The 23,875-nt window shown below is 58.1% G+C and carries 22 protein-coding genes and 2 tRNA genes; 18 read left to right on the top strand and 6 right to left on the bottom strand.

Annotation, left to right across the window (positions count from 1 at the left end):
• The first annotated feature begins 2 nt into the window (after nucleotides 1-2).
• From V8V93_RS05640 to V8V93_RS05610, 8 genes are all read left to right on the top strand, one after another.
• The gene (locus V8V93_RS05640; protein WP_338669381.1) at nucleotides 3-1,388 is read left to right on the top strand and encodes an ImmA/IrrE family metallo-endopeptidase; all 1,386 of its coding nucleotides are present in this window, start codon (nucleotides 3-5) and stop codon (nucleotides 1,386-1,388) included.
• Nucleotides 1,389-1,722: 334 nt separating this feature from the next.
• The gene (locus tag V8V93_RS05635; protein WP_338669380.1) at nucleotides 1,723-2,238 is read left to right on the top strand and encodes a hypothetical protein; all 516 of its coding nucleotides are present in this window, start codon (nucleotides 1,723-1,725) and stop codon (nucleotides 2,236-2,238) included.
• Entirely contained in the window at nucleotides 2,138-4,099 is a 1,962-nt protein-coding gene (locus tag V8V93_RS05630; protein WP_338669379.1) for a DGQHR domain-containing protein, read from the top strand. The genes V8V93_RS05635 and V8V93_RS05630 overlap by 101 nt, the downstream gene beginning before the upstream one ends.
• Entirely contained in the window at nucleotides 4,062-4,868 is an 807-nt protein-coding gene (locus tag V8V93_RS19480) for a DNA adenine methylase (protein WP_422394411.1), read from the top strand. Before V8V93_RS05630 ends, V8V93_RS19480 begins: the two co-directional genes overlap by 38 nt.
• A 67-nt stretch (nucleotides 4,869-4,935) precedes the next feature.
• Nucleotides 4,936-5,790, top strand: coding sequence for a GIY-YIG nuclease family protein (locus V8V93_RS05625; protein WP_338670164.1), 855 nt, complete (start codon nucleotides 4,936-4,938; stop codon nucleotides 5,788-5,790).
• 241 nt (nucleotides 5,791-6,031) lie between these two features.
• On the top strand, nucleotides 6,032-6,925 hold the full coding sequence (locus tag V8V93_RS05620) for a hypothetical protein (RefSeq protein ID WP_338669378.1): 894 nt from the start codon (nucleotides 6,032-6,034) through the stop codon (nucleotides 6,923-6,925).
• Between the two features lie 152 nt (nucleotides 6,926-7,077).
• Nucleotides 7,078-8,343: a hypothetical protein gene (locus V8V93_RS05615; RefSeq protein ID WP_338669377.1), complete on the top strand. Its 1,266-nt coding sequence runs from the start codon at nucleotides 7,078-7,080 to the stop codon at nucleotides 8,341-8,343.
• 165 nt (nucleotides 8,344-8,508) lie between these two features.
• Entirely contained in the window at nucleotides 8,509-9,603 is a 1,095-nt protein-coding gene (locus V8V93_RS05610; RefSeq protein ID WP_338669376.1) for a tyrosine-type recombinase/integrase, read from the top strand.
• Nucleotides 9,604-9,619: 16 nt separating this feature from the next.
• Here V8V93_RS05610 and V8V93_RS05605 read toward each other — a convergent pair.
• From V8V93_RS05605 to V8V93_RS05595, 3 genes are all read right to left on the bottom strand, one after another.
• A tRNA-Asp gene (locus V8V93_RS05605) sits at nucleotides 9,620-9,696 on the bottom strand.
• Between the two features lie 46 nt (nucleotides 9,697-9,742).
• Nucleotides 9,743-9,818, bottom strand: a tRNA-Val gene (locus tag V8V93_RS05600).
• A 179-nt stretch (nucleotides 9,819-9,997) separates the two neighbouring features.
• Entirely contained in the window at nucleotides 9,998-11,281 is a 1,284-nt protein-coding gene (locus V8V93_RS05595) for an RsmB/NOP family class I SAM-dependent RNA methyltransferase (protein ID WP_338669375.1), read from the bottom strand.
• Nucleotides 11,282-11,490: 209 nt separating this feature from the next.
• On the opposite strand from V8V93_RS05595, the gene V8V93_RS05590 reads away from it, so the two are divergent.
• The 8 genes from V8V93_RS05590 to V8V93_RS05555 all read left to right on the top strand — a co-directional run bounded on the left by V8V93_RS05590 (nucleotide 11,491) and on the right by V8V93_RS05555 (nucleotide 20,338).
• Complete coding sequence (locus tag V8V93_RS05590; RefSeq protein WP_338669374.1) at nucleotides 11,491-13,146, top strand: VCBS repeat-containing protein; 1,656 nt, start codon at nucleotides 11,491-11,493, stop codon at nucleotides 13,144-13,146.
• A gap of 51 nt (nucleotides 13,147-13,197) precedes the next feature.
• The gene (locus tag V8V93_RS05585) at nucleotides 13,198-14,205 is read left to right on the top strand and encodes a TRAP transporter substrate-binding protein (RefSeq protein ID WP_338669373.1); all 1,008 of its coding nucleotides are present in this window, start codon (nucleotides 13,198-13,200) and stop codon (nucleotides 14,203-14,205) included.
• Nucleotides 14,206-14,260: 55 nt separating this feature from the next.
• Nucleotides 14,261-14,749, top strand: coding sequence for a TRAP transporter small permease (locus V8V93_RS05580; protein ID WP_338669372.1), 489 nt, complete (start codon nucleotides 14,261-14,263; stop codon nucleotides 14,747-14,749).
• A complete protein-coding gene (locus V8V93_RS05575; RefSeq protein WP_338669371.1) occupies nucleotides 14,749-16,050 on the top strand; it encodes a TRAP transporter large permease in 1,302 nt (433 codons plus the stop codon). Before V8V93_RS05580 ends, V8V93_RS05575 begins: the two co-directional genes overlap by 1 nt.
• A 319-nt stretch (nucleotides 16,051-16,369) precedes the next feature.
• On the top strand, nucleotides 16,370-18,757 hold the full coding sequence (locus V8V93_RS05570) for an intermembrane phospholipid transport protein YdbH family protein (protein ID WP_338669370.1): 2,388 nt from the start codon (nucleotides 16,370-16,372) through the stop codon (nucleotides 18,755-18,757).
• A gap of 12 nt (nucleotides 18,758-18,769) precedes the next feature.
• Nucleotides 18,770-18,979, top strand: a complete 210-nt coding sequence (locus V8V93_RS05565) for a hypothetical protein (protein WP_338669369.1) — start codon at nucleotides 18,770-18,772, stop codon at nucleotides 18,977-18,979.
• The gene (locus tag V8V93_RS05560; protein ID WP_338669368.1) at nucleotides 18,969-19,331 is read left to right on the top strand and encodes a YdbL family protein; all 363 of its coding nucleotides are present in this window, start codon (nucleotides 18,969-18,971) and stop codon (nucleotides 19,329-19,331) included. The genes V8V93_RS05565 and V8V93_RS05560 overlap by 11 nt, the downstream gene beginning before the upstream one ends.
• Nucleotides 19,332-19,429: 98 nt before the next feature.
• The gene (locus tag V8V93_RS05555; RefSeq protein ID WP_338669367.1) at nucleotides 19,430-20,338 is read left to right on the top strand and encodes an RluA family pseudouridine synthase; all 909 of its coding nucleotides are present in this window, start codon (nucleotides 19,430-19,432) and stop codon (nucleotides 20,336-20,338) included.
• A gap of 5 nt (nucleotides 20,339-20,343) precedes the next feature.
• On the opposite strand, the gene V8V93_RS05550 is transcribed toward V8V93_RS05555, so the two are convergent.
• Nucleotides 20,344-20,880 (bottom strand): hypothetical protein, encoded by a 537-nt coding sequence (locus V8V93_RS05550; RefSeq protein ID WP_338669366.1) that lies wholly within the window; start codon nucleotides 20,878-20,880, stop codon nucleotides 20,344-20,346.
• A gap of 9 nt (nucleotides 20,881-20,889) precedes the next feature.
• Nucleotides 20,890-21,312: a hypothetical protein gene (locus tag V8V93_RS05545; RefSeq protein WP_338669365.1), complete on the bottom strand. Its 423-nt coding sequence runs from the start codon at nucleotides 21,310-21,312 to the stop codon at nucleotides 20,890-20,892.
• Between the two features lie 134 nt (nucleotides 21,313-21,446).
• Here V8V93_RS05545 and V8V93_RS05540 point away from each other — a divergent pair, with 134 nt between their 5' ends.
• Together V8V93_RS05540 and V8V93_RS05535 are read left to right on the top strand one after the other, a co-directional pair.
• On the top strand, nucleotides 21,447-22,010 hold the full coding sequence (locus V8V93_RS05540) for a BON domain-containing protein (protein WP_338669364.1): 564 nt from the start codon (nucleotides 21,447-21,449) through the stop codon (nucleotides 22,008-22,010).
• An 8-nt stretch (nucleotides 22,011-22,018) separates the two neighbouring features.
• Nucleotides 22,019-22,531, top strand: a complete 513-nt coding sequence (locus tag V8V93_RS05535) for a C40 family peptidase (protein ID WP_338669363.1) — start codon at nucleotides 22,019-22,021, stop codon at nucleotides 22,529-22,531.
• Here the strand turns inward: V8V93_RS05535 and V8V93_RS05530 are convergent.
• The gene (locus tag V8V93_RS05530) at nucleotides 22,528-23,868 is read right to left on the bottom strand and encodes a DUF697 domain-containing protein (RefSeq protein WP_338669362.1); all 1,341 of its coding nucleotides are present in this window, start codon (nucleotides 23,866-23,868) and stop codon (nucleotides 22,528-22,530) included. The two genes, V8V93_RS05535 and V8V93_RS05530, sit on opposite strands and share 4 nt — an antisense overlap.
• Between the last annotated feature and the right edge of the window lie 7 nt (nucleotides 23,869-23,875).

Below are 23,875 nucleotides of genomic sequence, written 5' to 3'. Positions count from 1 at the left end.
CTATGAATGAGCTGAAGACATTAATTTCACAGGTGAAGGCCGGCGACTGGGAAGCCATTAAGGACTCCAAGTTGTTATTTGTTCGCAGCCAAGACCACCTAGCCGTTCATGACAGCAATGCAAATGGAAGAGTTCTTACTGCATTTGAGACTGCAACATATTATCCCGACAAACTTATGGAAGTACTGGAATATGGTGTTGCCTCTTTGCCATGCCTTAGGGATGAGCCCGCGGACACTATAAGATCAGCACGTGAATCATTTGGAATTAGCATTGAAGAGCTTGCAAGATATACACAAGTGCCAGAAGAAACCATTCGTGATGCCGAGAATTCTAACAGCCGAACTCCAATTTTAGAATTGCAAAAAATAGCACATGCGCTTGACATTGATGATGCTCAGTTATCAATCAATCCCAAAAGCGACAATCATTCATTTGGGTATCGGCTGCGAACCTTTAGTGACGACAATACCATTGAAAAAAAAGACGTCATGGCGTTTGCAGAAGCTGCCTGGGTAGCTCAAACACAGCTTAAGCTGGAATCCTGGCTAGGATTCACAGCAGATTATCCTTTATGTTTATTTGAAAAGAACCCTGAATATGGCAATCCTAATTATCGGGCTTGGCGAATTGGGTATGAATTAGCAGAAAAGGCCAGAGAATTGCTTGAGGTAGACCAAGACCATGTCTTCCTTCGTGAAACATGTGAAAAGCTCGGTATACCCGTCATTCAAACCGAGTTGTCTGAAAACATCGCTGGCGCAACGCTTTCAGTTGCGGGAATGAGAGCAATCGTTGTTGCAAATGATCGGCGGCACGATGATGTCTTAATACGCAGAATGACCATCGCTCACGAACTCGGCCACCTGCTATGGGATACGGAAGAGAACTTAAACGACATTCGTGTAGACACCTTTGACCACATTGGCGAGAACCCGCAGTTCATGAACACTGTTGATGATCACGATAGATACGTGGAGCAAAGAGCCAATGCTTTTGCTGTTCATTTCATTGGCCCAATAGATCATAAATTCGCAACAGGCATTACGGATGATACAGAATTAGTTGTCAATGCAGTAGAAAAATTTGGCTTCTCTGTGACTAGTGCAACGTATCATCTTGCCAACCGACTTGGTAGAAACGTTACCCCACAACGAATTAATGATGAAAGTCTTGATCGAGGCAGTTGGGACGGAAAAGAGTCATTCGGAATTGATCTTTTCCCAATATCCAATGTTCCTGTTTCTAGGAGGGGGCTATTCTCTTATAGAGTTGCGAAATGCTACAAAGAAAAATTAATCACTATAAGCACAGCCTCAAGTTACATGAAATGCTCAGAAGAGGATTTTTTGCGTAACGTAGACCTTCTCACCGGGATGTTTGAATAACTTTCTTCACACACCTGAACTCTCCAGAGCCCTAACAAAACTCTTTGTTAGGGCTCTTCGATTACCTCCAAACTGAACCGATCATAATATCATTGATTTTTTAGACATATCGAATTTCATTTACAGGCCGAACCAGGCGCCATTCATCGGTTAAACTTGTGGAGCATATAAGTCAGATTAGCTTACTGCTCATTGACACGACTCTAGTATTTATATGTGGGTCCACTTTGTCGGCTCTGCTTCTCACAGCCTTGTTCGTGACCATATAGATTTTATAAGCCTTTTAGTGTACCTGCTTCTGGAATAGGACCACCTATAACTTCGAGAGCAGCCTATGTCCTTTGAAGCACATGAGATCGACTTCTCCCCCCTGTTAGAAGAAAAGAGTGAAAGAATTGCCGCTTTTAAAAGGAAAAAACTGAGTTATCAATCGGAAACGATTAAGAAACACGAACTCGAAAGTCGGCTTGAACAGGGCTGGAAAATCCAACGGACGAACAAAAATACATATAGGGTCAAAAAAGATAAAAGGCACGATATATTACTTGAAGACAGGGCTTGGACTCTCTTTTATAAAATGGGCTATCCAACACTTAATGATGAAAAGTTTAAGATTACCTATGAGAGAGAGGATGGGACAATAGGCACTAAACAAATTGATGCATTTGGCAAAGACAATGAGACCGTTGTCATTGTCGAATGCAAATCTCGTTTGAGTCGTGGGCGTCGCTCTCTCCAAAAAGACATCCATGAAAGCATCTACCTACAACAGCCTATACGCAATGCTCTCCATAAAAAGTATGGTCGAACTCCCCCCCTTAAAAATTGTATGGATGTACATCACCAATAACATTATCTGGTCCACACCAGACATTGAGAGAGCGGTCTCTGGAAATATTGTCATAGTCACTGAAAATGAGCTCGATTACTTTGAAGCCTTTTTGAAGCACATGGGCCCAGCAGGAAAATATCAAATCCTATCTGAATTCTTGAAAGGGCAAAAGATACATGGGCTAGATAATGTCACCCTTCCTGCAATCAAAGGGAAAATTGGAGGCGAAACTTTTTACAGTTTCGTTTGCACTCCAAGAGCGCTACTGAAAATCGCCTTCGTTAACCACCAAGCCCTTAATCATCCTGATGGCCGACCTGCATATCAAAGAATGATAACGACAAATCGCATCAAGGAGATCGGTAAGTACATCGAAAAAGGGGGATACTTCCCCACAAACATACTAGTTAACCTAATCGAATCGCCCCGCTGGGATGCCATCTCAAGCAAGCAAAACACTGATCCAAATATCAAGTTTGGCTGGATCACTCTGCCCAAAAAGTACCGGAGCGCATGGATTATTGACGGGCAGCACAGACTTTATGGATACTCATATCTAGAAGACGAGTATTTGGACCAGAGCTTATTTGTTCTAGCTTTTGAGAAACTATCCACTCACAAAGAAGCTGATCTCTTCATCACGATCAACAACAAACAGAAAAGTGTCCCCAAGAGCATTCTAGTCAGCTTGATGTCTGACCTCAAAATCGATTCAAAGATCCCCAAGGAGAGGATCTCAGCCCTCTCTTCCGGCATAGTGAAAATGCTGAACGCAGAGCCCTCAAGTGTTTTCTTTAAACGCTTCAAAATTGAAGGCGTGGCAGGTGGGGGACTGAGAAATCTAACCATGCCCGAATTTGTTAATGGCCTGACTCGCTCTGGCCTTGTTGGTAAGGTTGTGCTCAATACACTTGTTCCTGGCCCTCTTGCAGCAGGGACTGACAAAGAAACATTCAAAAAGGCCACACGGATCCTCAACCTATATTTTGAAGAAATATGCAACGCACACCCAGAACGTTGGGACAATGGGAACCCCTCTTATATCGCTGTAAACCCTGGAATTAGGGCGCATTTACTCTTGATTGACGAAATTATTCGTTACCGAGGTTTCAAGGACGAGCTTGAATTTGACTCAATGCCCACAGATGAAATAGCAAGCATATTGATCGAATCGACTACTCCCGTCAGGTCCTACATCAAAACTGCTTCGGATGAGCAGATTAAGGAAGACTTCTCAAGAAAATTCGGCGAAGGAGGAGTCAAGGAATACTACTGGCGACTGTGTGAACTCGTTGCAAGTAAATATGCCGATTTCGGATCAGAAGACTTCAGAGACTACATACAACAAAAGAAAGATGGGCGGGCTGAAGCTGCGCATTTAGATATCATCAAATTAACCGAAGACATTACCGACTATGTTATTGCAAACTTAAAACATGTTTATGGAGAAAAAGAGCTACCATCTGGGGAAAAAGCTTATTGGGCTGAAGGCATCGACAATCGAAGAGCCAAGGAAAAAGCTTATGCTAAACAACAAGACTATAGCCCACAGGATCAACTGCCAAAGGAAGCCTATCTGGACTTAGTCGACCTTAAAGACATTGCAAAGCAAAAGAACAACTGGCCGCATTTTGAGTCAATCTTCAACATCCCGATGCCTGACGAGCAAAAAGGGAAAAAGTATTACCTCGATTGGTTATTAACATTCAATGAACTTAGAAGAACGCCTGGGCACAAAAGCAGCTTGAGAGTTTACTCTGAAGAAAATTATGCGTTCATAGACTGGCTGAAACACGAATTCTATTCTCGACTTGAAGAGGCAACAGCAGAATGGGAAGGTTATGCCGATAATTCCCTTTTTAAAATGGGCAGGCGGTAAGCGTTGGTTGATATCACAAGACCAGCTAAAGCCGCCAGCAACATACCAACGATTCATTGAGCCGTTCCTAGGTGGGGCCGCTGTTTATTTCCAGCTATCACCTGAGACGTCTCTCATCTCTGACATCAGCCCTGAATTAATAGAGTTCTATAGAGTATTACGAGACTCCCCGAATGACCTAATCCGGGCTATGGAGTCTCACCAGCGAGAGCACTCAAAAGAATACTATTATATTCAACGATCAACTAATTATGACACCCCATTAGAACGGGCTGCTCGCTTCTTGTATCTGAATCGAACCTGTTGGAATGGACTATACAGGGTGAACAGGAATGGCGAATTCAACGTCCCAATTGGGACTAAAAACAAGGTGATTCTTGATACAGACGATTTCTTTGGAGCAGCAGCAGCTCTTAAGAATTCCGAAATCCGTTGCTCCGATTTTGAGAATATAATCGACGAAGCCAATCAAGACGATTTTGTTTTTGTTGATCCACCATATACGGTTAAGCACAATAACAACAATTTCATAAAATACAATGAGAGCATATTCAGTTGGGCGGATCAAGTTAGGTTATACGAGGCAATAGCCAGAGCTGCTAATCGCGGATCTCATATTGTTATTTGCAACGCAGATCATAAATCTATCCATGATTTGTATAGTGGCATTGGCGAATACAGACAGCTTTCTCGGCATAGCGTCTTGGCCGGTAGGGCCGACAAACGGAAAAAAACGACCGAAGCAATGTATCGAATCAATTTTAACTAGCAACAGGTGGCAACAAGTCGATAGCCACGCTCAGTCGTCAAAAACAACCAAGGTTATAAAAAAACAAATGACACCATATTCCATCAAAATCTATCTCCCTGGCGGTGACCCAGACGGTCTAAGGCTAATTGAAAAATCAAATTGGACAGGAATAGGTGTCGTATTCTCCCGTTCTGGTTACAAAGAAGCCTTAAAACGAGATGAATTCCAAAGGACTGGGGTTTATGTTTTGGTTGGTTCATCTGAAGACAGCAGCTTGCCGACGTTATACATCGGCGAGGGAGACCCGGTTCGCCCCAGGCTCGATTCACACTATGCCCAAAAAGACTTTTGGAATTGGGCAGTATTTTTTGTCACCAGCAACCAAAGCCTTAACAAGGCCCATGTAAAATATCTTGAGAGCCGACTTATCACATTGGCGAAAGATGCCAAGCAATGCAATCTGGACAATTCCAATGATTCCAGTCAGCCAAACCTCTCAGAAGCAGATGTGGCAGACATGGAAAGCTTCATCCAAGATATGTTGAAAGTCTTCCCGCTTGTTGGCCTATCTGTTTTTGAAAAACCAGAAGAAATAACAGAGGAAAGACAATTTCTTTATATAAAGGCCAAAGGTGTCTCTGCAAAAGGTTATGAGGCAAGTGGAGGCTTTGTCGTGCTTGAAGGCTCAGAGAGTGTTTTAAAAGAGGTTCCATCAAGCCACGAAGCAACCTCCAACTTAAGGAAGGATCTCATAAGGAACGGTGTGTTTCGTGAAGAAAGCGGTCGATATATCTTCACTGAAAACTATTTATTCTCGTCACCTAGCGCTGCCTCAGACGTGGTCCTGGGCAACAGCTCGAATGGTAGGATTTGCTGGAAAGACGCCAGCGGGCAAACACTAAAAGCAATTCAAGCCGCTAGCACCAAGAATAACGAGTGAATAATGAGTCGACCTTTCTTGTTAAGTACACCCGCTAACAATATGGTCTAACTCAGATGTTTTTATCTTTCCCCCTCAGAACGGACTTCCTGCCGACCAAACCAATTTACCTCAAGAAATATGCTTTATGTGCCTGAACCGCATTAAAACTGGTGCTAAACAAACATGAAATGCAACGCCATTCCCATCATAGCAATTCGTCTGATTTGCAGAAGAATCTCAGCTAGTATAAACGCCATCCATGGCCGCTGAGACAGACCAATCTGAATTCCACCTAATAGAAGGTCCAAAAGTGAAGGCATGGAAGGAAGGCGTTGCCCCGCTGTTGGCCAGCGTCGCAATTTTCCTAGCCTGTGACTCGGAGCCCCTCTTCCATAAGCTCAACGCCATCCGCTCTGGCGAAATCCGAATCATCCCCGAAAACATCCCCGACACGGAAGTTTGGTTTTCATACTACAGGAGCCACAAAAAACTCCTTGCGGATGTTACCGCTTTCTACGCACCTCTCCAGCAAGAGGCCCCTAACGGGCATGGGCCACAAGACATTCTTACAGAGAAAGAGCCGTTGCCCTCTGACATAGATGCCCATGCACTCCTCCTATCTCTCACGCCAGCCGGGACCCCAGAACTAAACAACCTGGATTTGGATTGGCACAACTCGCCGCCAGCCCTGCTCTTCTTCATCCTCATTTGGGTTCCATGCAATTGCATCTGGGGCGAGAACCCTCCTGAGCTTTTATTCAGAGCTAGGCATGGCGATCTCGACGCGGCCCGTAAGCTGATACAGCTTGATAAGAGCATCATTTCCGAACAAGGCATAGCTCGAAAGATTCGGAAGTGGTCAGCGGAGGCGCGAACGGACAAGCTTGCCCAAATCGGGAGCTTCCTAGGCGAATCAATCCCGGATGTCTCTTTACAGCAGGTCAAGCTTACTTGGGCACGCTTCATCCTGGATACATCCCTGAGGGCTGGGCAGCGTATGCCCGCACCTAAAATCCAAGAGCTTTTCAACGCCATAGCTCAAGATTCAGGCCGAGGACTTCAAGACCCTGATATTGGGGGCATGACCCCTGAAGCCTTCGCCAAGGCTCTGACTAGAAGAAAGGATTTTTGGAAGCTCTCCACTTCTAGGTAAATTTTCCAGAATAGCATTCCCCGTTCCCCGGCACCTGGACACGATTTTCTTTTTTCGTGTCCAGGTGTTTCTTTTTCCGATTCCATATTTTCCACCACATGAGCACGAAGAAACAACGCACACAGCCTTCGCGTTCACTAGAAGGGGGGCTGATGACTATCAGCCCCCCTTCAAAGGTGAACACGGAGCTTCCCTTGGAGCCGGAGGTACTCGCGTCCGGGGTGGATTCTCTGAATCTGTCTCTAGGCGTGAAGTGGAAGGACCACTTTTTCCACGAACTCTTGGATATGAATAAGAAGGCCGCCCAGAATACCGGGCACTCCTACCCGATGAAGATTCAAATTCCGGAGTTCAATGACGAATTGCTTTTCACAACGCTTCCGAACGGAGGCAACGGATATAAATGGATAATTTCGGGAACCCAATACGCGGTCAAATTTGGAAAAGCACTTATTCCGAATTCCAGGCCGAATGTGTTCATTGAAATTCGATCTGAAACGCTCTGGCAGTTCGGAATTCAAGATGCAATCAAACGCATCATCCTGGCCCTTGAAGGGGTCCATTCGGAAATCCTCGTAATCAAGCCCAGCCGAATTGACCTTTGCATGGACATACTCATCCCGGATTGCGAATGGGATGGTGAGCTGTTCCGAAACAAAGTGTCCAGGGCCAGAAAAGTTGCCTACTACACAAAAAGCAACATTCTTACCGGCGTCCACATCGGGAAAGACGATCTGTCTTGCCGCCTCTACGACAAGGTGGAGGAAATCGAAACACAATCACACAAGACTTGGATGTACGACGTCTGGGGCACTTCTGAAGTGCCTGAGACAAAGAGGGTAATCCGGGTTGAATTCCAACTTCGTCGGGAACCGCTCAAAAACCTCGGAATCGACACGATTGAAGATTGTCTCAAAATCCTTGATAGCATCTGGGGCTATTGCACCAAGAAATGGCTCAAGTTCCAAACCAACCCAGGCAAGCATCATACTCAGCGTAAAACATTGGGCTGGTGGCAAACCGTCCAAAACAACTTCATCGGCGTTTCAGACCCGGTTCCGGCAATTCGTGCGAAGGCTGTACGAGCAACCCAATTCCAATTGGCAACTCAGGCAGTGGGACTCGTCATTGCGCTTGCTGCCGTGGACGACGAATTCGGAACCACTCCCCTTTTTGAGGAAGTGTCCCAGGAAGGACTCGTAAAGGTCTTTCGCAAGGCTCTTAACCTCTCCGGGAAAAGCAAATTGGAATTGAAGGATGCTGTTAACCGGAAGCGCGCCAAGAACTATAGAGGCAAAGGGAAATACCAACTGGCAAACTACCAGCGTATTAAAGAGGGCCATCCCGCCGACATGCTGACCTTGGGCATAGAGCCGGATTACGCTTGGGAACTCTATGACATGGGTGTGATCAAATGAAACTCCCAAACCTTGGCAAGAAATACACATCGGAAGAGGCTGCGAATTTCTTTGAGGTTGCCGAGTCCACGGTATTGAGGCACCCTGCCCGGTACGGTGGTGTAAAGCTAGGCCGTCGCATCCTGTTCTTTGAAAATCTGATAGGCGAAGCGATTAGGAGGCATTATGCCTTACAAGCAAAAGAAGAACGGGAAGACCGTTTGGATGGCGCAGGTCAAAATAGACGGCAAGAAACTCCGCAAGCGGTTTACGAGGCTGGACGAAGCAAAGAAATGGGAAGTCGAGCAAAAGGAACTGGCGAAACTGCCGCCAGAGCCAGAGACCCACACGACCTCCTTTCTTGAGTGGGCAAACCTGTATTTAGACTTTGCGGTCAAATACAGTCCCAAGACCTATAGCGAGAAGCGAACCGCTTTCAAACGGTTCCTCAAGTCCCTTGACCCTCATGCGGACATCAACACCTTCAAGAAGATGGACGCGCTGAAGCACCTTCAGCGCATCTACAAGCAACGCACAGGTTATGCCGCCAACAAGGAGCGGAAGAACATGGCCGCTGCCTGGAACTTCGGTATCAAGTACCTTGAAGGCTTCCCTGCCGTGAATCCCTTCCTGGCAGTGGAAAAGTTCCCCGAGCAAAGACAAGAGCGATACGTCCCGCCTGAAAAGGACTTCTGGAAGACCATGGCCGTGGCCGAGGGGCAGAACAAGGTCATGCTCTTGACCCTGCTGCACACAGCAGCCCGGCGCGGAGAGATATACAGGCTTCAATGGAAAGATGTGGACTTCAGCCGGAAGCGTATCCAGTTGGGCACCAAGAAGCGACAGGACAGCTCTATGGAGTATGAATGGCTCCCCATGACGGACGAGCTCTTTGAGGTCCTGCTAGCCCACAAGCAGGCGGCGACCACTGAATGGGTCTTCACCCAACAAGGTGGCCGGTTCAACGGCAAGCCCTACATGGAAAATCGGGGGTTCCCCCAGAAGCTCTGCAAGAAGGCCGGTGTTAAGCCTTTTGGATGTCATGGTATCCGACACCTCACGGCATCCATCCTGGCGAACAACAACGTGCCCATGATAGCCATCCAGCAAATACTCAGACACAAGAAGCTGGCGACTACTGAAAGGTATGTCCGAGGCATGGAACCGATACGTCCTCACCTCATGATTCTGCAAGGTGGGGGATTCTCCGGGCCCACCTCGGGGCCCACCAACCCTGATTTGGATATGGCAAAGAAAAAGGACCTCAAGCTAATTGCTTGATGTCCTTGATCTTTAGTGGCGGAGCCGACGAGACTCGAACTCGCGGCCTCCGGCGTGACAGGCCGGCGTTATAACCAGCTTAACTACGGCTCCGCACTTATATGATAAAGGGTGTTAAGCGTACCCTCTATTTCAAAGATGGTGGGCGCGACAGGGCTCGAACCTGTGACCCTCGGCTTGTAAGGCCGATGCTCTCCCAGCTGAGCTACGCGCCCGCAGGAAGAGAGTCTTTAGCTTGGCAGGGCACGCTTGTCAACCATTTTCGGCAGTGGCGACGCGCTCTTGTCCAAGCACCCATCCGCGTTCAGCGAAGGGCATACTGCCCATACAACTCTCTTTTGTCAACGCTTTTTGACAAAAATTTTACATGCTACAACATGCTGAAATGAAATGACTATTTCGCAGACCAAAGGAGACGCCCGCCCTTCCGGGCCAGCCAACCCAGAGGCAGGCCGCGATAATACAGCCCCACGCTCCCCCTGCCCTGCCCGAACGGTACGCTCTGGCCGGTGAAGAGGCGCTCCAGGATGTCCGTATCATCCGCGTCGAGCACGTCGCAGACGGCCCTGGACGGATCCTCCGGGAGCAGTATGCGGGCCAGGGGCGCTGGGGTGAACTTGGCCCGGTCGCCCTTGCCCGCGACCTTGCCCAGCGGAAATCCCTGCCAACGCAGGCCGCCGGGCACCAAGTCCAATGCCTTTTGGTGAAGAAAGAACGCCTTGCCGCCAAAATCATAGACCTCGCCCGGAGGCAGCCGGGTCAGGTCGGGCAGGTCGCCCCCGACCATCCGGGCCAGGTTCAGCCGGTTCCCCGGCAGGTCTCTTTTTTGCGCACCCTCTCCGCCCGTTGCGCTTTCGCCGCCCCGCTTGACGAACTTCGCCAGAAAGAACCCCTGGCCGTCCGAATCCTCGGCCACGCGCAGGACGCCGTCCATGCCCGGCATGTGCGGAGGTTCGAAGACGAACCCCTCGGGCTCGGCAAGCGGCGTGAGCTCAAGGTCGAGGGTCTCCAGGGCCCAGGCGACCTGGGCCTCGTTCTCCTCGATATTGGTGGTGCAGGTGGAGTACAGGACCGTGCCGCGGGGGCGCAGCATGGCCGCCGCCCTCTCCAGGAGCGTCTTTTGCAGGGAGACCAGCGGGGCCGTCTTGGACCCGGACCAGACCTCCATGACCTTGGGGTTCTTGTCCACGGTGCCCCAGCCGCTGCACGGCGGGTCCAGCTGGATACGGCCCCAGGCGCCGTCCGCAAAGGGCAGGTCCTGGGCCATGGCCTTGGCCGTGGCCGTGTTGACCGAGCCGGTGCGCCGCAGGTTGGCGCGCAGGGTGCCCAGCCGGTCGGCCGAGGGCTCGGATCCGAACACGAACCCCCGCGGCCCGACCAGGCGGGAGAGAAGGCTCGTCTTGCTGCCCGGCGCGGAACACATGTCCAGGACGTCGGCCCCGGCCGGAGGGTCGAGAGCCAGCGGCGGCAGCATGGAGGAGCGGTCCTGGATGTAGATCAGGCCGAACCGGGCGGCCAGACTTTCACCGAGGGGGAACGGCTCATGAATCAGCCTGCGGGCGAAGGCGTAGAACGGCTCGGGGCCGAAATCGAACCCCTGCGCGCGCAGCAGCCCTTCCACCACCGGGACGGCCGGTTCGTCGCAGACCAGCCTGAAGGTGCGTCCGAATTGGGTCATGTACTCTCCCTGAGGCGGCCGGACACCGGGCCGTCACCTTGCCGCCCGGCCCGTCCGCCGACGGCAGCAATAGCGGCTATGCCCCGCCTTATCAACTCTCTTGGCCCTTTGCATCCGGTCCGGAAACTGGTACAAGGGGCTCCCGTGCGAAACCGCATGTCCACGCATGTCACAAAAGCAAGGTTATCACCTACCTTCCGGAGGAATACATGGCAAGAAGACCCGTCATCACCGTCTTGATCGCCCTAGCGGCGACCCTGCTCCTGGCCGCCCCGGCCCTGGCCCAGGGAGCCAAGACCTATGCGGTCCTCCCGTTCGTCTACAACGGGCCCCAGAAGTATGAATACTTTTCCAAGGCGGTCCAGGCCAGCCTGGAGAACGACCTGGAATGGCTCGGCCACGTCGAGCCCACCACCAAGAGCCTGCAGTCGGTCGCCACGCCCAAGGACACGGGCACGGCCCTGAACGCCCTGCGCAGCCTGGGCGTCGACTACATCATGTACGGCGAGATCGCCATCCTCGGCCAGAAGGCGCACATGCGCATCGACGCCATCTCGGCCGACGGCAATTCCTGGCAGAAAAAGGGCGAGGTGGGCATCGACGAGATGACCAACTGGCTGGACTCCCAGGCCAAGCTCCTCCAGGGCGACGTGTTCAACCGCCCCGGCTACGGTACCGTGGAAAAGAAAAAGGCCTCGGTGAACACGGTGCAGACCGCCGCCCCCACGGACAGCCCGTTCCTCACCGGCGACGGCCAGGCCTTCCAGCCCACGGCCCTCAACCCGCAGTTCCGCTACGAAGGCGGCACCGAGACCACCGGCCGCTGGCGGAGCCAGACCCTGCCCTTCTTCTCCTTCGGCATGTACATCGCCGACGGCGACGGCGACGGCCGCAACGAACTCTTCATCCTCCAGGAATCGGCCATCTCGGCCTACCGCGTCAAGGACGGCAAACTCCAGCACCTGAACACCTTCGAACTGCCCGCCAACGTCATGAGCGTCCGCCTCGAGATCGCGGACCTGAACCGTGACGGCATGCCCGAATTCATCGTCGGCGCCTATCGATTCCAGAGCCAGGGCGGCATCCGCGCTCCGCGCGGCATCCCCCAGTCCTGCGTCCTCTCGTTCAAGGGCGACAGGTTCAAGTACGTGGTCGAGAAGGTGGACCGCTTTCTCGGCGTGCTGCGCATCCCCCCGACCTACATGCCCGTCCTGGTGGCCCAGAAGAAGGGCCAGCGCGACCTGTTCGACAAGCACGTCAACGAGGCCTTCATCAAGGGCGACAGGATCGAAATCGGCCAGCCCATTCCGGTGCCGCCCTTCGGCAACGTCTACAATCTGACCTACCTGCCCGACGGCCTGGGCTACAAGTGCGTGGTCATCAACAACAGCCACAAGCTGGTGGTCTACAGCCAGACCTTCGAGCGCCTCTACGAGAGCGACGAGACCTACAACAGCTCCGGCGTGGTCATCGAGACCGCCGACAAGATGGCCGGCATGGGCGGCGGCCCCACCGAGGAGCACGGCATCACCTACAACATCCCGATCCGGGGCATCGCCGCACCGTTGACCTCGAACAAGCGCTACGAGCTGCTGGTCAACCGCGACCTGTCGGCCACGGCGCAGGTGTTCAAGAACTACAAGTACTTCACCCAGGGTGAAATCCACTCGCTGGTCTACGACCAGGTGGGTCTGAACTTGGCCTGGAAGACCCGGCGCATCAAGGGCCAGGTCGCGGACGTGGCCCTGGCCGACCTGAACAACGACGGCAACAAGCAGTTGTGCGTGCTGGTCAACACCTTTGTGGGCTACGGCTACGGCAACCGCAAGACCCTGGTCCTGGCCTACGACCTGAACGCCAAATAGGGGAGCGGCCGACCGGCCGTTCCCAACCATACGCATTTCAAGGAGAGAGTGATGCGAAAAACGATGACCGTGCTGGCCTTGAGCCTGGTTCTGGTCGGCCTCCTGGCGGCTTCGGCCCTGGCGGGGACCATGGTGACCTATGCCAACTTCCCGCCCGCCAAGACCTTCCCCTGCGTCCAGATGGAGCGGTGGAAGACTGAGGTGGAGAAGCGCACCGGCGGCGAGCTGACCGTCCAGACCTTCCCCGGTTCCACCCTGCTCGGGGCCAAGAACATGCTCCGCGGCGTACAGACCGGGCAAGCCGACATCGGCTGCATCTCCATCGCCTACTATCCCGGCGTGTTCCCGCTCATGTCCGCGGTCAACCTGCCCGTGGCCTTCACCTCCACCGAAGCGGCCAGCCTGACCATGTGGGACCTCTTTCAGAAATACCAGCCCGAGGAGTTCAAGGACGTCAAGGTCCTGACCATGTTCACCTCGGCCCCGTCCCAGATCATGAGCAAGGAGCCGGTCAAGACGCTGGCCGACCTCAAGGGCATGGAGCTGCGCGCCTCGGGCACCATCCTGCGCGTCCTGAGCGCTCTGGGCGCCCAGGGCGTGGGCATGCCCATGTCCGAGACCCCCGAGGCCCTGCAGAAGGGCGTGGTCAAGGGGCTGGTCTCCTCCTTCGACGTGCTCAAGGATTTCAACTTCGCCGACATCTGCCGGCATGAGACCATCACCAACCTGCCGGTCTATCCGTTTGCCGTGATCATGAACAAGGCCAAGTGGGAATCCCTGCCCGGCGACGTGAAGGAAGTCCTCAACGACCTCGGCCGGGAGCAGGCCCAGTGGACCGGCCGGTACCTGGACGCCCACATCGACGATTCGCTGAACTGGTCCCGGGAAAAGTATCAGGTCGAGGTCCACACGCTGACCCCGGCCGAGCATGCCGAGCTCAAGAAGCTGGGCCAGCCCCTGGTCGACGACTGGAAGGCCGAGTGCGCCAAGGACGGCATCGACGCCGACGCCGTGCTCAAGGACCTGCTCGAATACCAGGCCAAATACGAATCCCTGTAACCGCATACCGCAACGCCCCCGCGTCCGCGCGGGGGCGTTTTTTCCGGGGCCTCCCATGATGCATTTCCTCGATCGGGCCAGCGAGCTGATCGCTCGGGCGCTGGCCGTGCTGGCAGGCATATTCCTCGTCTCCATGATGCTCCTGGCCTGCGCCAACATGGTCCTGCGCGCTGTCTGGGTGCCCGTACAGGGCACCTTCGAGCTCATGGGCTTCCTCGGCGCGGTGGTGGCCGCCTTCTCCCTGGCCTTCGCCCAGCGGCGCAAGGCGCACATCGCCGTGGGCATCCTGCTCGCGCGCTTCCCGGCCTGGTTCCGCAAGTTGGCCGACGCGGCCACCAACGGGCTGTCCTGCGGCTTCTTCCTGCTGGCAGGCATCGAGACCTGGAAATGGGCGGCCTTCCTGGTCAAGACCGGCGAGGTCTCCGAGACCCTCCAGATCGTCTACCATCCCTTCGTGTTCGCCTCGGCCGCCGGGTGCCTCGCCCTGGCCTTTGTCCTGGCCGTGGACACGCTCAAGTCCCTGACCCAGGAGAAGGTGGCGTAATGGATCCGATCACCGCCGGCATTCTCGGCACCCTCCTGCTCCTGGTCTCCATATTTCTCTTCCGCATCCCCGTGGCCTTCGCCATGGGCATCATCGGATTCGGCGGCTTCGCCTACGTGCTCAACTGGAACGCGGCCACGGGCATGCTCGGCACCGAGCTGTGGAACGTCTTTTCCAACTACGGGCTGACCGTCATCCCCCTGTTCATCCTCATGGGCCAGATCTGCTTCTACTCGGGCGTGAACGAGCGGCTGTACAAATCCGCCTACGCCTGGATGGGCCAGATCCGGGGCGGCATCGCCATGACCACGGTCCTGGCCTGCGCCGGGTTCGCGGCCATCTGCGGGTCCAACTCGGCCACGGCCGCGACCATGTCCACCGTGGCCCTGCCCGAGATGAAGAAGTTCAAGTACAACCCGATCCTGTCCACGGGCTCGGTGGCCGCAGGCGCGACGCTCGGCGTGGTCATCCCGCCGTCCGTGGTCCTGATCATCATCGGCCTGCAGACCAGCCAGTCCATCGCCCAGTTGTTCGTGGGCGGCATGATCCCCGGCGTGCTGCTGACCGCGCTGTTCCTGGGGACCATCTGGTACCTCTGCCAACGCCACCCCGACTGGGGCCCGGCCGGTCCCAAGACCACCTTCTCCGAGAAGCTGCGCTCCCTGCCCGGCTCCATCGAGATGGTCACCCTGTTTTTCCTGGTCATGGGCGGCCTGTTCATGGGGTTGTTCACCCCCACGGAGGCGGGTGCGGCGGGCGCGGCCCTGGCCCTGCTCATCGCCACGGTATCGGGCAAGATGAGCGTGGAAAAATTCCGCCTGGCCGTCAGCGACACCCTCAAGATTTCCTCCATGATCATGGTCATCATGCTCGGCGCGGTCATCTTCGGCCGCTTCCTGGCCATCACCCGGCTGCCCTTCGAGGCCGCAGGCTGGGTGGCCGCGCTGCCCATCCCGCCGGTGGTCATCATCATGGTCATCTGCCTGATCTACGTCATCGGCGGCATGGTCATGGACGCCCTGGCCCTGCTCCTGGTGACCATCCCCATCTTCTTCCCGGTGGTCACGGCCATGGGCTACGACCCCATCTGGTTCGGCGTGCTCATCACCGTGGTCACCACGCTCGGCGCCATCACCCCGCCGGTCGGCGTCAACCTCTTCATCGTCGCCTCCATGGCGCACGACGTGTCCATGACCGACGCTTTCAAGGGGGTTGCGTATTTTGTGGCCGCCTATGTTGTCTGTGTGGCGCTGATGCTTGCGGTCCCTCAGTTGGTGACGTTTCTACCGAGCCTCATGTAAAGGTGGCCGGCCACGAGTGGGGAGCGGCTTCCGAGAGCGGGCCATCTGCACATTTTTTCCGGGGGCTTCCATCCTCACGTAGACGGCTACGCTGCGGTTGCCCCGGCCGGGTCTGTACCTGGGGCATAAGATCTTGTACGGCTCGAAGACTCGCCTACAATTCACTTAAAAACGCACAGCCGACCCACTCTCGAAAGCCTTGTGCCAGCGCGGTAAGAGAGCCGCTGTCCTCATCCGTAAGGCTCGAAGACTCGCCAACGGCTGGAGGCCAGGAGGCTATTCCTTGCCAATGGGTGACCGGGGCTTGTATGGGTAATGCATGGCGAAATCCCCGGGCAAATCCATCCTGAAGTGGACCGTGTTGGTCACGCCGTGGGCGTTGGCGGTTGTGCTGGCCGCGGGCTGGTGGCTGACGGTCTGGACGCCGGGGTATCTGGAGCGGCTGGTGCCGAAGTTGGCGGCGGACATGGGGCTTGCGTTGACCGAATTCCATGTGCGCAACGCCGGGCTGTTTTCGGCGGACATCGGGCCGGTCAGGCTGGGGAAAGGCGCGGACGGGCTGACGCTGGCCAACGTGCACGTCACCTACACCCCGGCCTCGCTCAAGGCCGGGCGGGTCGACGCGGTCCGGCTGGATGGGCTGCACCTGGCCTGCTCCTTTGACGGCAAGCACTTCCGGCTGCCGGTCCTCGACATGCTCCCCCGATCGGGAGGCGGCGCGGAAGAGGCGACGGCGCCGGTCCCGGCCCTGCCCCTTGACACGCTGACCCTGCGCGACGCGGTCCTGGACTGCGAGGTCATGGGCCGGTCCGTGTCCGTACCCATCGATGCCGAAATCACGCCGGGCAAGACCGTGGCCTTCGAGGCCATGCTGACCCCGCGCGACCAGTCCGTGCACGTGGAAGGGGCCCTCGGCCCGACCCTGGACGACCTGTCGCTCACGGTCACGGCGGACGCGCTCCGGGTGGGCGCGTTCAGCGATTTCCTGCCCGTGCCGCTGGAGGGAAGCGCCGCCGTGGCGGCCACCGCCGAGGTCGATTTGGCCGATCCGGCGGGAGCCGCCGCCGATTTTTCGCTTGCCCTGGCCGGGGGCGACCTGCGCGCCCTGGGTGTGGGGCTGGCCGAGGGCGCGGTCGTCGAAATCAAGGGGCGGCTTGCGGAGCGGGAGGTCCGGTTTTCCACGAACCGCGTGGCCCTGGCAGAGCCGTACCCCGCGGCGCTGGTTATCCCGGCGGGCAGCCTCGGCGAGAACGAGTTGTCCGCGCAGTTCTCCCTGGCCGGCGCCGGGGTGGAGATGGGCGGCCGGTTCGACGCCGCGCGCAGGCCCGGCGGCAGCGGGTCGTGGGACGTCTCCCTCACTGCGGCCAACCCGAACCATCTGACGGTGCGCACCTCGGGCCGGACCATCAAACTCAACGGATTCATCTTTTCCCTTCAGGGCACGGCCGGTGCCGAGTCGGCGGACGTGGTCCTGAACTGCGGCACCCGGGGCACGGGGCTGGCGAACACCGGATTTTCCTCCGGCCCCATGCGCCTGACCCTGCCGCTCAAATGGCCCGCCCCCAAGGCCAACAAGCAAGGGACCATCAGCCTGTCGGGCCTCAGGCTGGACAAGCGCACGCTCGGCAACGTCAAGGCCAGGGTGCGCCAGGAGGGCACGGACCTGACCTACGGCGGGACCCTGTACACCGAACTGCTGCCCGGCCTGCGGATACCCTTTTCGGGCCGGTCTTCCATGGTCCGCAACGAATCGGACGTAACCTTCAAGGTGGCCGGGTACGCGCTGCCCCAAGGATTCGACCCGGCAACGCTGGCGACAGGGCTGAAGGGCGTGACGCTCGGCGGGACGCTGCGCGCGGACGGCGGGATCAATGTCAGTGAGCGGGGCGTGGACAGCCGTCTGGGGGTCTTCCTGACCCACGGCAGGCTGACCATGAACGAGGGGAACACGGTGGTCGACGGCATAGACCTGGCCTACTACACCCCGGATCTGTTCACCCTGCGCAGCGCTCCGGCCCAGACCCTGTCCTTCGACTCCCTCAGGGCAGGCGACATGGCCCTGACCAAGGGGCGGGTCGTGTACCAATTGGAGTCCATGGGTTCCATCCTGGTGGAGCAGGCCGGGTTCGACTGGTGCGGCGGGCACGTGTCGAGCCGGGCCTTCCGCATCGTGCCCGAATCCAACGAGTACGCGGTCACCCTCTTCTGCTCCGAGCTCAAGCTCTCGGAGATCCTGGGACAGCTCGGGTTGGCCAAGGCCCAGGGCGAAGCGGCCCTGTCGGGCGAGCTGCCCGTGACCTGGAAGAACGGGAAAATTTCGTTCAACGGCGGATTTTTGCACTCCACGCCGGGCGAGGGCGGGACCATCCGGGTGGAGGCCATGCAGGACCTGGTGGACGCCATCCCCGAGGGCACGCCCGAACGCGGCCAGATCGAACTGGCCCGCGAGGCGGTCCGGGATTTCGACTACAAGTGGGTGCGCATCAAGGCGGACACCGTGGGCGAGGACCTGCTGGTGCGGCTTTCCCTGGACGGCAAGCCCGCCTCGACCCTGCCGTTCGTGTACAAGCGGGAGTTCGGCGGGTTCATCCGTGTGACCGGCGACGTCAAGGGCTCCAATTTCCAGGGCTTGCGCCTGGACGTGAATTTCAGCGTACCGCTGGACCGTATTTTGCTGTATAAAGACATCACAAGCATGATCGAATAGGGAGAACATGCCATGAAACATTGTTTAGCCGCGACGGCCTGCCTCGTGCTGCTCCTCGCCCTGGGCTGTTCCACCAGCCACAAGGTGGAGGTGGCCCCGGTGGAGGTCAAGCCCATCCATATCACCATCGACGTGAACGTCCGGGTCGACCGGGCCCTGGACGATTTCTTCTCCGACGTCGACGAAGCCCCAGCCGCACCGGAGGCGACCAATGCGCAATAAGACACGACTCGTCCTCATATTCACCCTTGTCCTCGGGCTGGCGGCCAGCGCCGCCCTGGCCGGGCCCCTCAAGGACCGGTTCATCGCCCGCAAGCCCGTGGTGGCTGCGCTGTTGGCCGACGGCACGGTGGGCGAGAACAATCAGGGCTTTCTCGAATTCCGGGGCCCGGAGAAACAGGCCGATGTGGTGGCCGCCGAGAACAAGGACCGGGCCACGGTCTACGCGGCCATCGCCAAGAAGATCAAAACCACTCCGGACCTGGTGGGTCAGCGCCGGGCCTCCCGTGTAGCCAAGCAGGCCCCGGCCGGCACCTGGCTGCAAAACCCCGACGGCACCTGGTACAAAAAATAACCACCCCATAACTCTCCCCCCGCCCCCTCCCTCGCGAAGCGACCAAAAAAGTTCAGGAAAAGGAGGGGATGGGGGGCCGGGGGAGGCATTCTCCCATCATGCCGGAAACACAATTCGTTATCGTCACGCAGGCCGAGTCGGGCCAGAAATTGTTGCAGTTCCTGGAGCGGCGGCTGACCGGCGACGTGCCGCGTTCGGCCATCCAGAAATGGATCCGCACCGGCCAGGTGCGCGTGGACAAGGGCCGCAAAAAGCCTTTTGACCGCATCGAGGCCGGGCAGACCGTGCGCATTCCGCCGTACACGCCGGGCGAGAGTAAACAGGTGTCGGAGACAGGCGACCTGAAGGTGGCCTATGAGGACGCCGAGCTGCTGGCCGTGGCCAAGCCCGCCGGGCTGGCGGCCCACGGCGGCGACGGGGTGACCGATTCGGTCACGGCGCGACTGCGGGCCAAGTACCGCGACGCCGCGTTCATGCCCACCCTGGCCCACCGCCTGGACCGGGACACCTCGGGCCTGCTCCTGGCTGCCAAGAGCTACGAGGCCCTGCGCGAACTCAACGACCTCTTTGCGTCAAACGGCGTGGCCAAGGTTTACCTGGCCTGGGTGGAGGGACGTTGGGACGAGCAGGACGGCGCGTTGCTTGAGGACGTCATGGAGAAGCGCGGCGCACCGGGCAGGGAAAGGGTCCGCACCGGGTCGGGCAAGACGGCCCTGGCGCGGGTGACGGTCCTTGCCGCGGGCCGGGACCGCTCGCTGCTGGCCGTGCGGCTGCTCACCGGGCGTACGCACCAGATCCGGGTGCAGCTCGCCTCGCGCGGGCACCCCGTTGTCGGAGACAGAAAGTACGGAAAGAGCGGGTCCCGCACGTCGCGTACGAACATGCGCCTGCATTGCTACGCCCTGCGCGCCGGGGAGCGGACCATCAGCCTGAAACCGGCCTGGTCGGGCGGTTGGGAAGTGGACCGGGAGGCCCTGCAGAAGGCGCTCGGGCTGCTCTTCGACTGAGCCCGCTACCAGCCGATGGCGATATCCTGTTCGGCCCGGCGGTCGAACTCGGCCACTTGGTCCAAATGGGCGGCCATGTACTCGTCGTTGTCCACCAGGCCGTCGCATTCCCCTTCGGGCCGCGGGCCGAACTTGACCGCGGAGACTACGTCGCTGTCCAGGGAGACCACGTAGGCCCGGACCAACTGGCACAGGCGCGGCAGCCAGGAGGTCTGCGGCGGGTAGGCCTTGATCCCGGTCCTGGGGGCCTCGATGGTCCGGCCGATGAGGTCCTCGAACTTGGCCCGGTCCATGCTGGAGACCAGGACCGAGGTGCCGTCATCGGCGCGGTACAGCCAGCCCTCGATGGTCGCGCCCATGAAGTCGCGGTGCACGCGCTTGTCGTAGGCCAGTTCCGGGCCGAGCGTCACGGTCACGGCGTGGCCGGTATCGGACCGGACAAAGCTGACCACGTTGTCGTTGCGGTTCTCCGTCAGCGGGCCCCTGGCGGCGCAGGCGGCCAGGAAGAGCAGAAGCGGAATGAGCAAAAGCGGGCGGTTCATGGTCTCCTCCTATTTCCAGCCGATGACGTCATAGCCTTTTTCGCGCAGGCAGCGTTCGACGAAATTCTTGTGGATGGCTGTCGGGTCGCCGGATTTGAAGCCCTCGTTGACCGCGCTCCCGGCAGCGGCGGCACCGCCCGTGGCAGCAGCGGCGCGGCCCACACTGTTGCCCATGATCGCCCCGAATACGGCCCCTGCTGCGGCACCGATGGCCCCGGACCTGGCCACGTTCCCGGCGGCCGCGCCCGCGTCGGTGGCGTTGGCCCCGGCGGCCTCGGCCTTCATGATGCAGTCGTCGATGTCGGCCTGGGCCACCTGCATGCCGACCTTGTCCAGGTGCGCGTTCGGATAGAGCACGGGCCGCTTGGGACCGCAGGCCGCCAGGAGCAAGCCCGCCAGAATGACCATGAGAACAAACCAAATTCGTTGCATCGAGCCACCTCCAATGGCAGTATGGGGAGTATGCGGAAATACGTGCACCGGGTCAATGGGGACCGAGCGCCGTTGTTGCCAGCGCACCGCGAAACCGGTATAGAGATAATCTAGAAAAACCCAGGGGGAATCCCATGCACCGATACAAACTGATATTTTCGATCCTGATGCTCCTGGCCGTGGGCCTGTTCGCCAACGGCTGCACGGTCTACGACGTGGCCGTGGAGGAGCGTAACGTGGGCGACTACGCCAACGACGAAAAGATCGCCTTTCTCATCGAAAAGGACTTTTTGGCCGACGATCTCGTCAAGTACATGGACTTCGACGCGTCCAGCTATGAGGGAATGGTCTACATCGTGGGCGAGTACGAATCCCGCGCCCAGGTGGACCGGGCCATCCAGATCGCCAAGTCCGTGGAAGGCGTGCGTTCGGTGACCACCTACCTGCTGCCCAAGAAGGCCGACGACTCGTGCGGCACCACGGACAATCTGAACATCTACGCCAAGGTTAAGAGCCTGCTCGTCGAGGACAAGGACATCTGGTCCACCAACGTGGAGATCAAGACCGTGCAGTGCCATGTGGTCCTGCTCGGCATCGTCGGTTCGGCGACCGAGCGCGACAAGATCATCGATTACGCCAAGTCCGTGCCCGGCGTGCGTTCGGTCAAGTCCTTCCTGCGGATCAAACGCAGGCCCTAGGCCGCTCGATGCAGGCGGGCAGGACGAGGGGACGGTTCACCGCGCTCGGGCTCGCGGCTTGCGCGCTCCTGCTCTGCGCTTGCGCCGCGACGGCCCCGGTCGCGCCGGCTCCGCCCGAGGCCGCGGTCCGGCCCGCGCCCGCCACGCCCGAGGCCCGGAAGATCATCCGCCTGGCCCGCTCGCTGGTCGGCACCCCGTACAAGTGGGGCGGCTACTCGCCCGGGACCGGCTTCGACTGCTCGGGATTCATCTGGTACGTCTACCACGAGAACGGGGTCGACCTGCCGCGTATATCCTGGCAGCAACTCGGCGCGGGCAACCCGGTCAGGCGCGCCGACATCCGGCCCGGCGACCTGGTCTTCCACCAAGTGGACAAGGACGGCAAGTCCCTGCACGTGGGCATCGTCACCGACCGGGGCACGTTCGTGCACTCCCCCAGCTCCGGCAAGCGGGTCATGGAATCGAGTCTCAATTCACCCTTCTGGATGGAACATTTCCTGGGCGCGCGGCGCGTGCTCTAACCGTCTTCGAACGGTTCCTTCGGCTTCTCCGGCCTCTTCTTCCGACGCAGCAGCGTGTCGCGCACCGAGCGCATGCCCTTTTCCACGGACTTGCCCGTGGAGCGTAACGCGCCCTTGGCCGAACCGGCCGCCCCGGTCACGGCTCCCCCCGCCTTTTTGGCCAGCCGACCGGCCCCGTCCGCCGCATCGCGGATCTTGCGGGCCGACTGCCTCGCCGCTCCGGTCGTGGCGTCCACAGCCTTGTCCAGGGCCCGGTCCACGCCGTCCACCGCCGAGCGGGCGGTGCCCGTGACCCCGCGCCCGACAGTCTTCGCCCCCCGGCCTACGCTCTTGGCTCCATTGCCCACGGCTCCGGCCGCGCCCGACACGCCGCGCCCGACGCTCCCGGCGGCCCCGGAGACGCCCTTGCCCACCGAGGTGAAGGCCTTCTTTGCCCCGCCCTTGACCGCCCTGGACGAGCCCTTGACCAGCAGCTTGGTCACCTGGGTCACGGTCTCGCTGGAGATGGACATGAACATGCGCGCCGCCTCCAGGGTGGCGGACCGGCGCATGGCCCCGCGACGGTCCAGGTCCAGGCTCATGTAGTTGCGGGCCACGATGCCGCAGCGCATGGCCAGCAACGCGTTGGTCGAGCCGCTCAGGATGGAGCTGGTCACGGTGGAGGCCACGGCCTCGGCCCCGGGCATGACCCCCAGGGCCGACCCGGCCACCAGCGGACCCATGAGTTCGTGGATGTACTCCTCGATGCCGAACTCCTCGATGGACCCGGCCAAAAACGAGGTCGCCGCGATGTTCACGTACAGATTGACCAGCTCGCGGTAGTGCGGCCGCTGGGCGTAAAGCTTGGAGATGCGCCAGGCCAGGCGCGAAATGAGAAAGAGGACCACCAGGGAGTCGAGGCGCCCGTTCTGGGACACGGCCGAGCCGATGAACACGCGCTTGGCGGTGCTGCGGATCTCCTCGTCCGCCCGTTTGCGCAGGACCTCGAGTCCGAGCTCCAGGCCCGATTCGTCGCGCACCGCGACCCCCGAGTCCCTGAGCACGCGGTTTCTGGACAGCCGCTTGACGAGTTCCCGCCGGAACCCGGCCAGCTCCTCGGGCGTGGGATCGGCGTGGACCAGGAGCGGCTTGGGCCGGACCAGGACAAGCGCCGCCCACCAGGCGAGCGAGGCGAGGACCACGGCCAGCAGCCCCCAGAAGACCCAGGGCGCCAGCGCCGGGTTGATGCGCCCGGCGAAGTCGGCCAGCCCGGTGATGCAGTCGTACAGGAAAGCGAGAAACGCCCCCAGGATGATGATCCCGGCGACGGTCAGGAAATTCTTCATCTGTTTCGACATGGATTCC

The sequence above is a fragment of the Pseudodesulfovibrio sp. 5S69 genome (assembly GCF_037094465.1).
Lineage (GTDB): Bacteria > Desulfobacterota > Desulfovibrionia > Desulfovibrionales > Desulfovibrionaceae > Pseudodesulfovibrio > Pseudodesulfovibrio methanolicus.
Note: the sequence above shows the minus strand (reverse complement) of the source record. Positions and strands in the feature narration are given on the sequence as shown.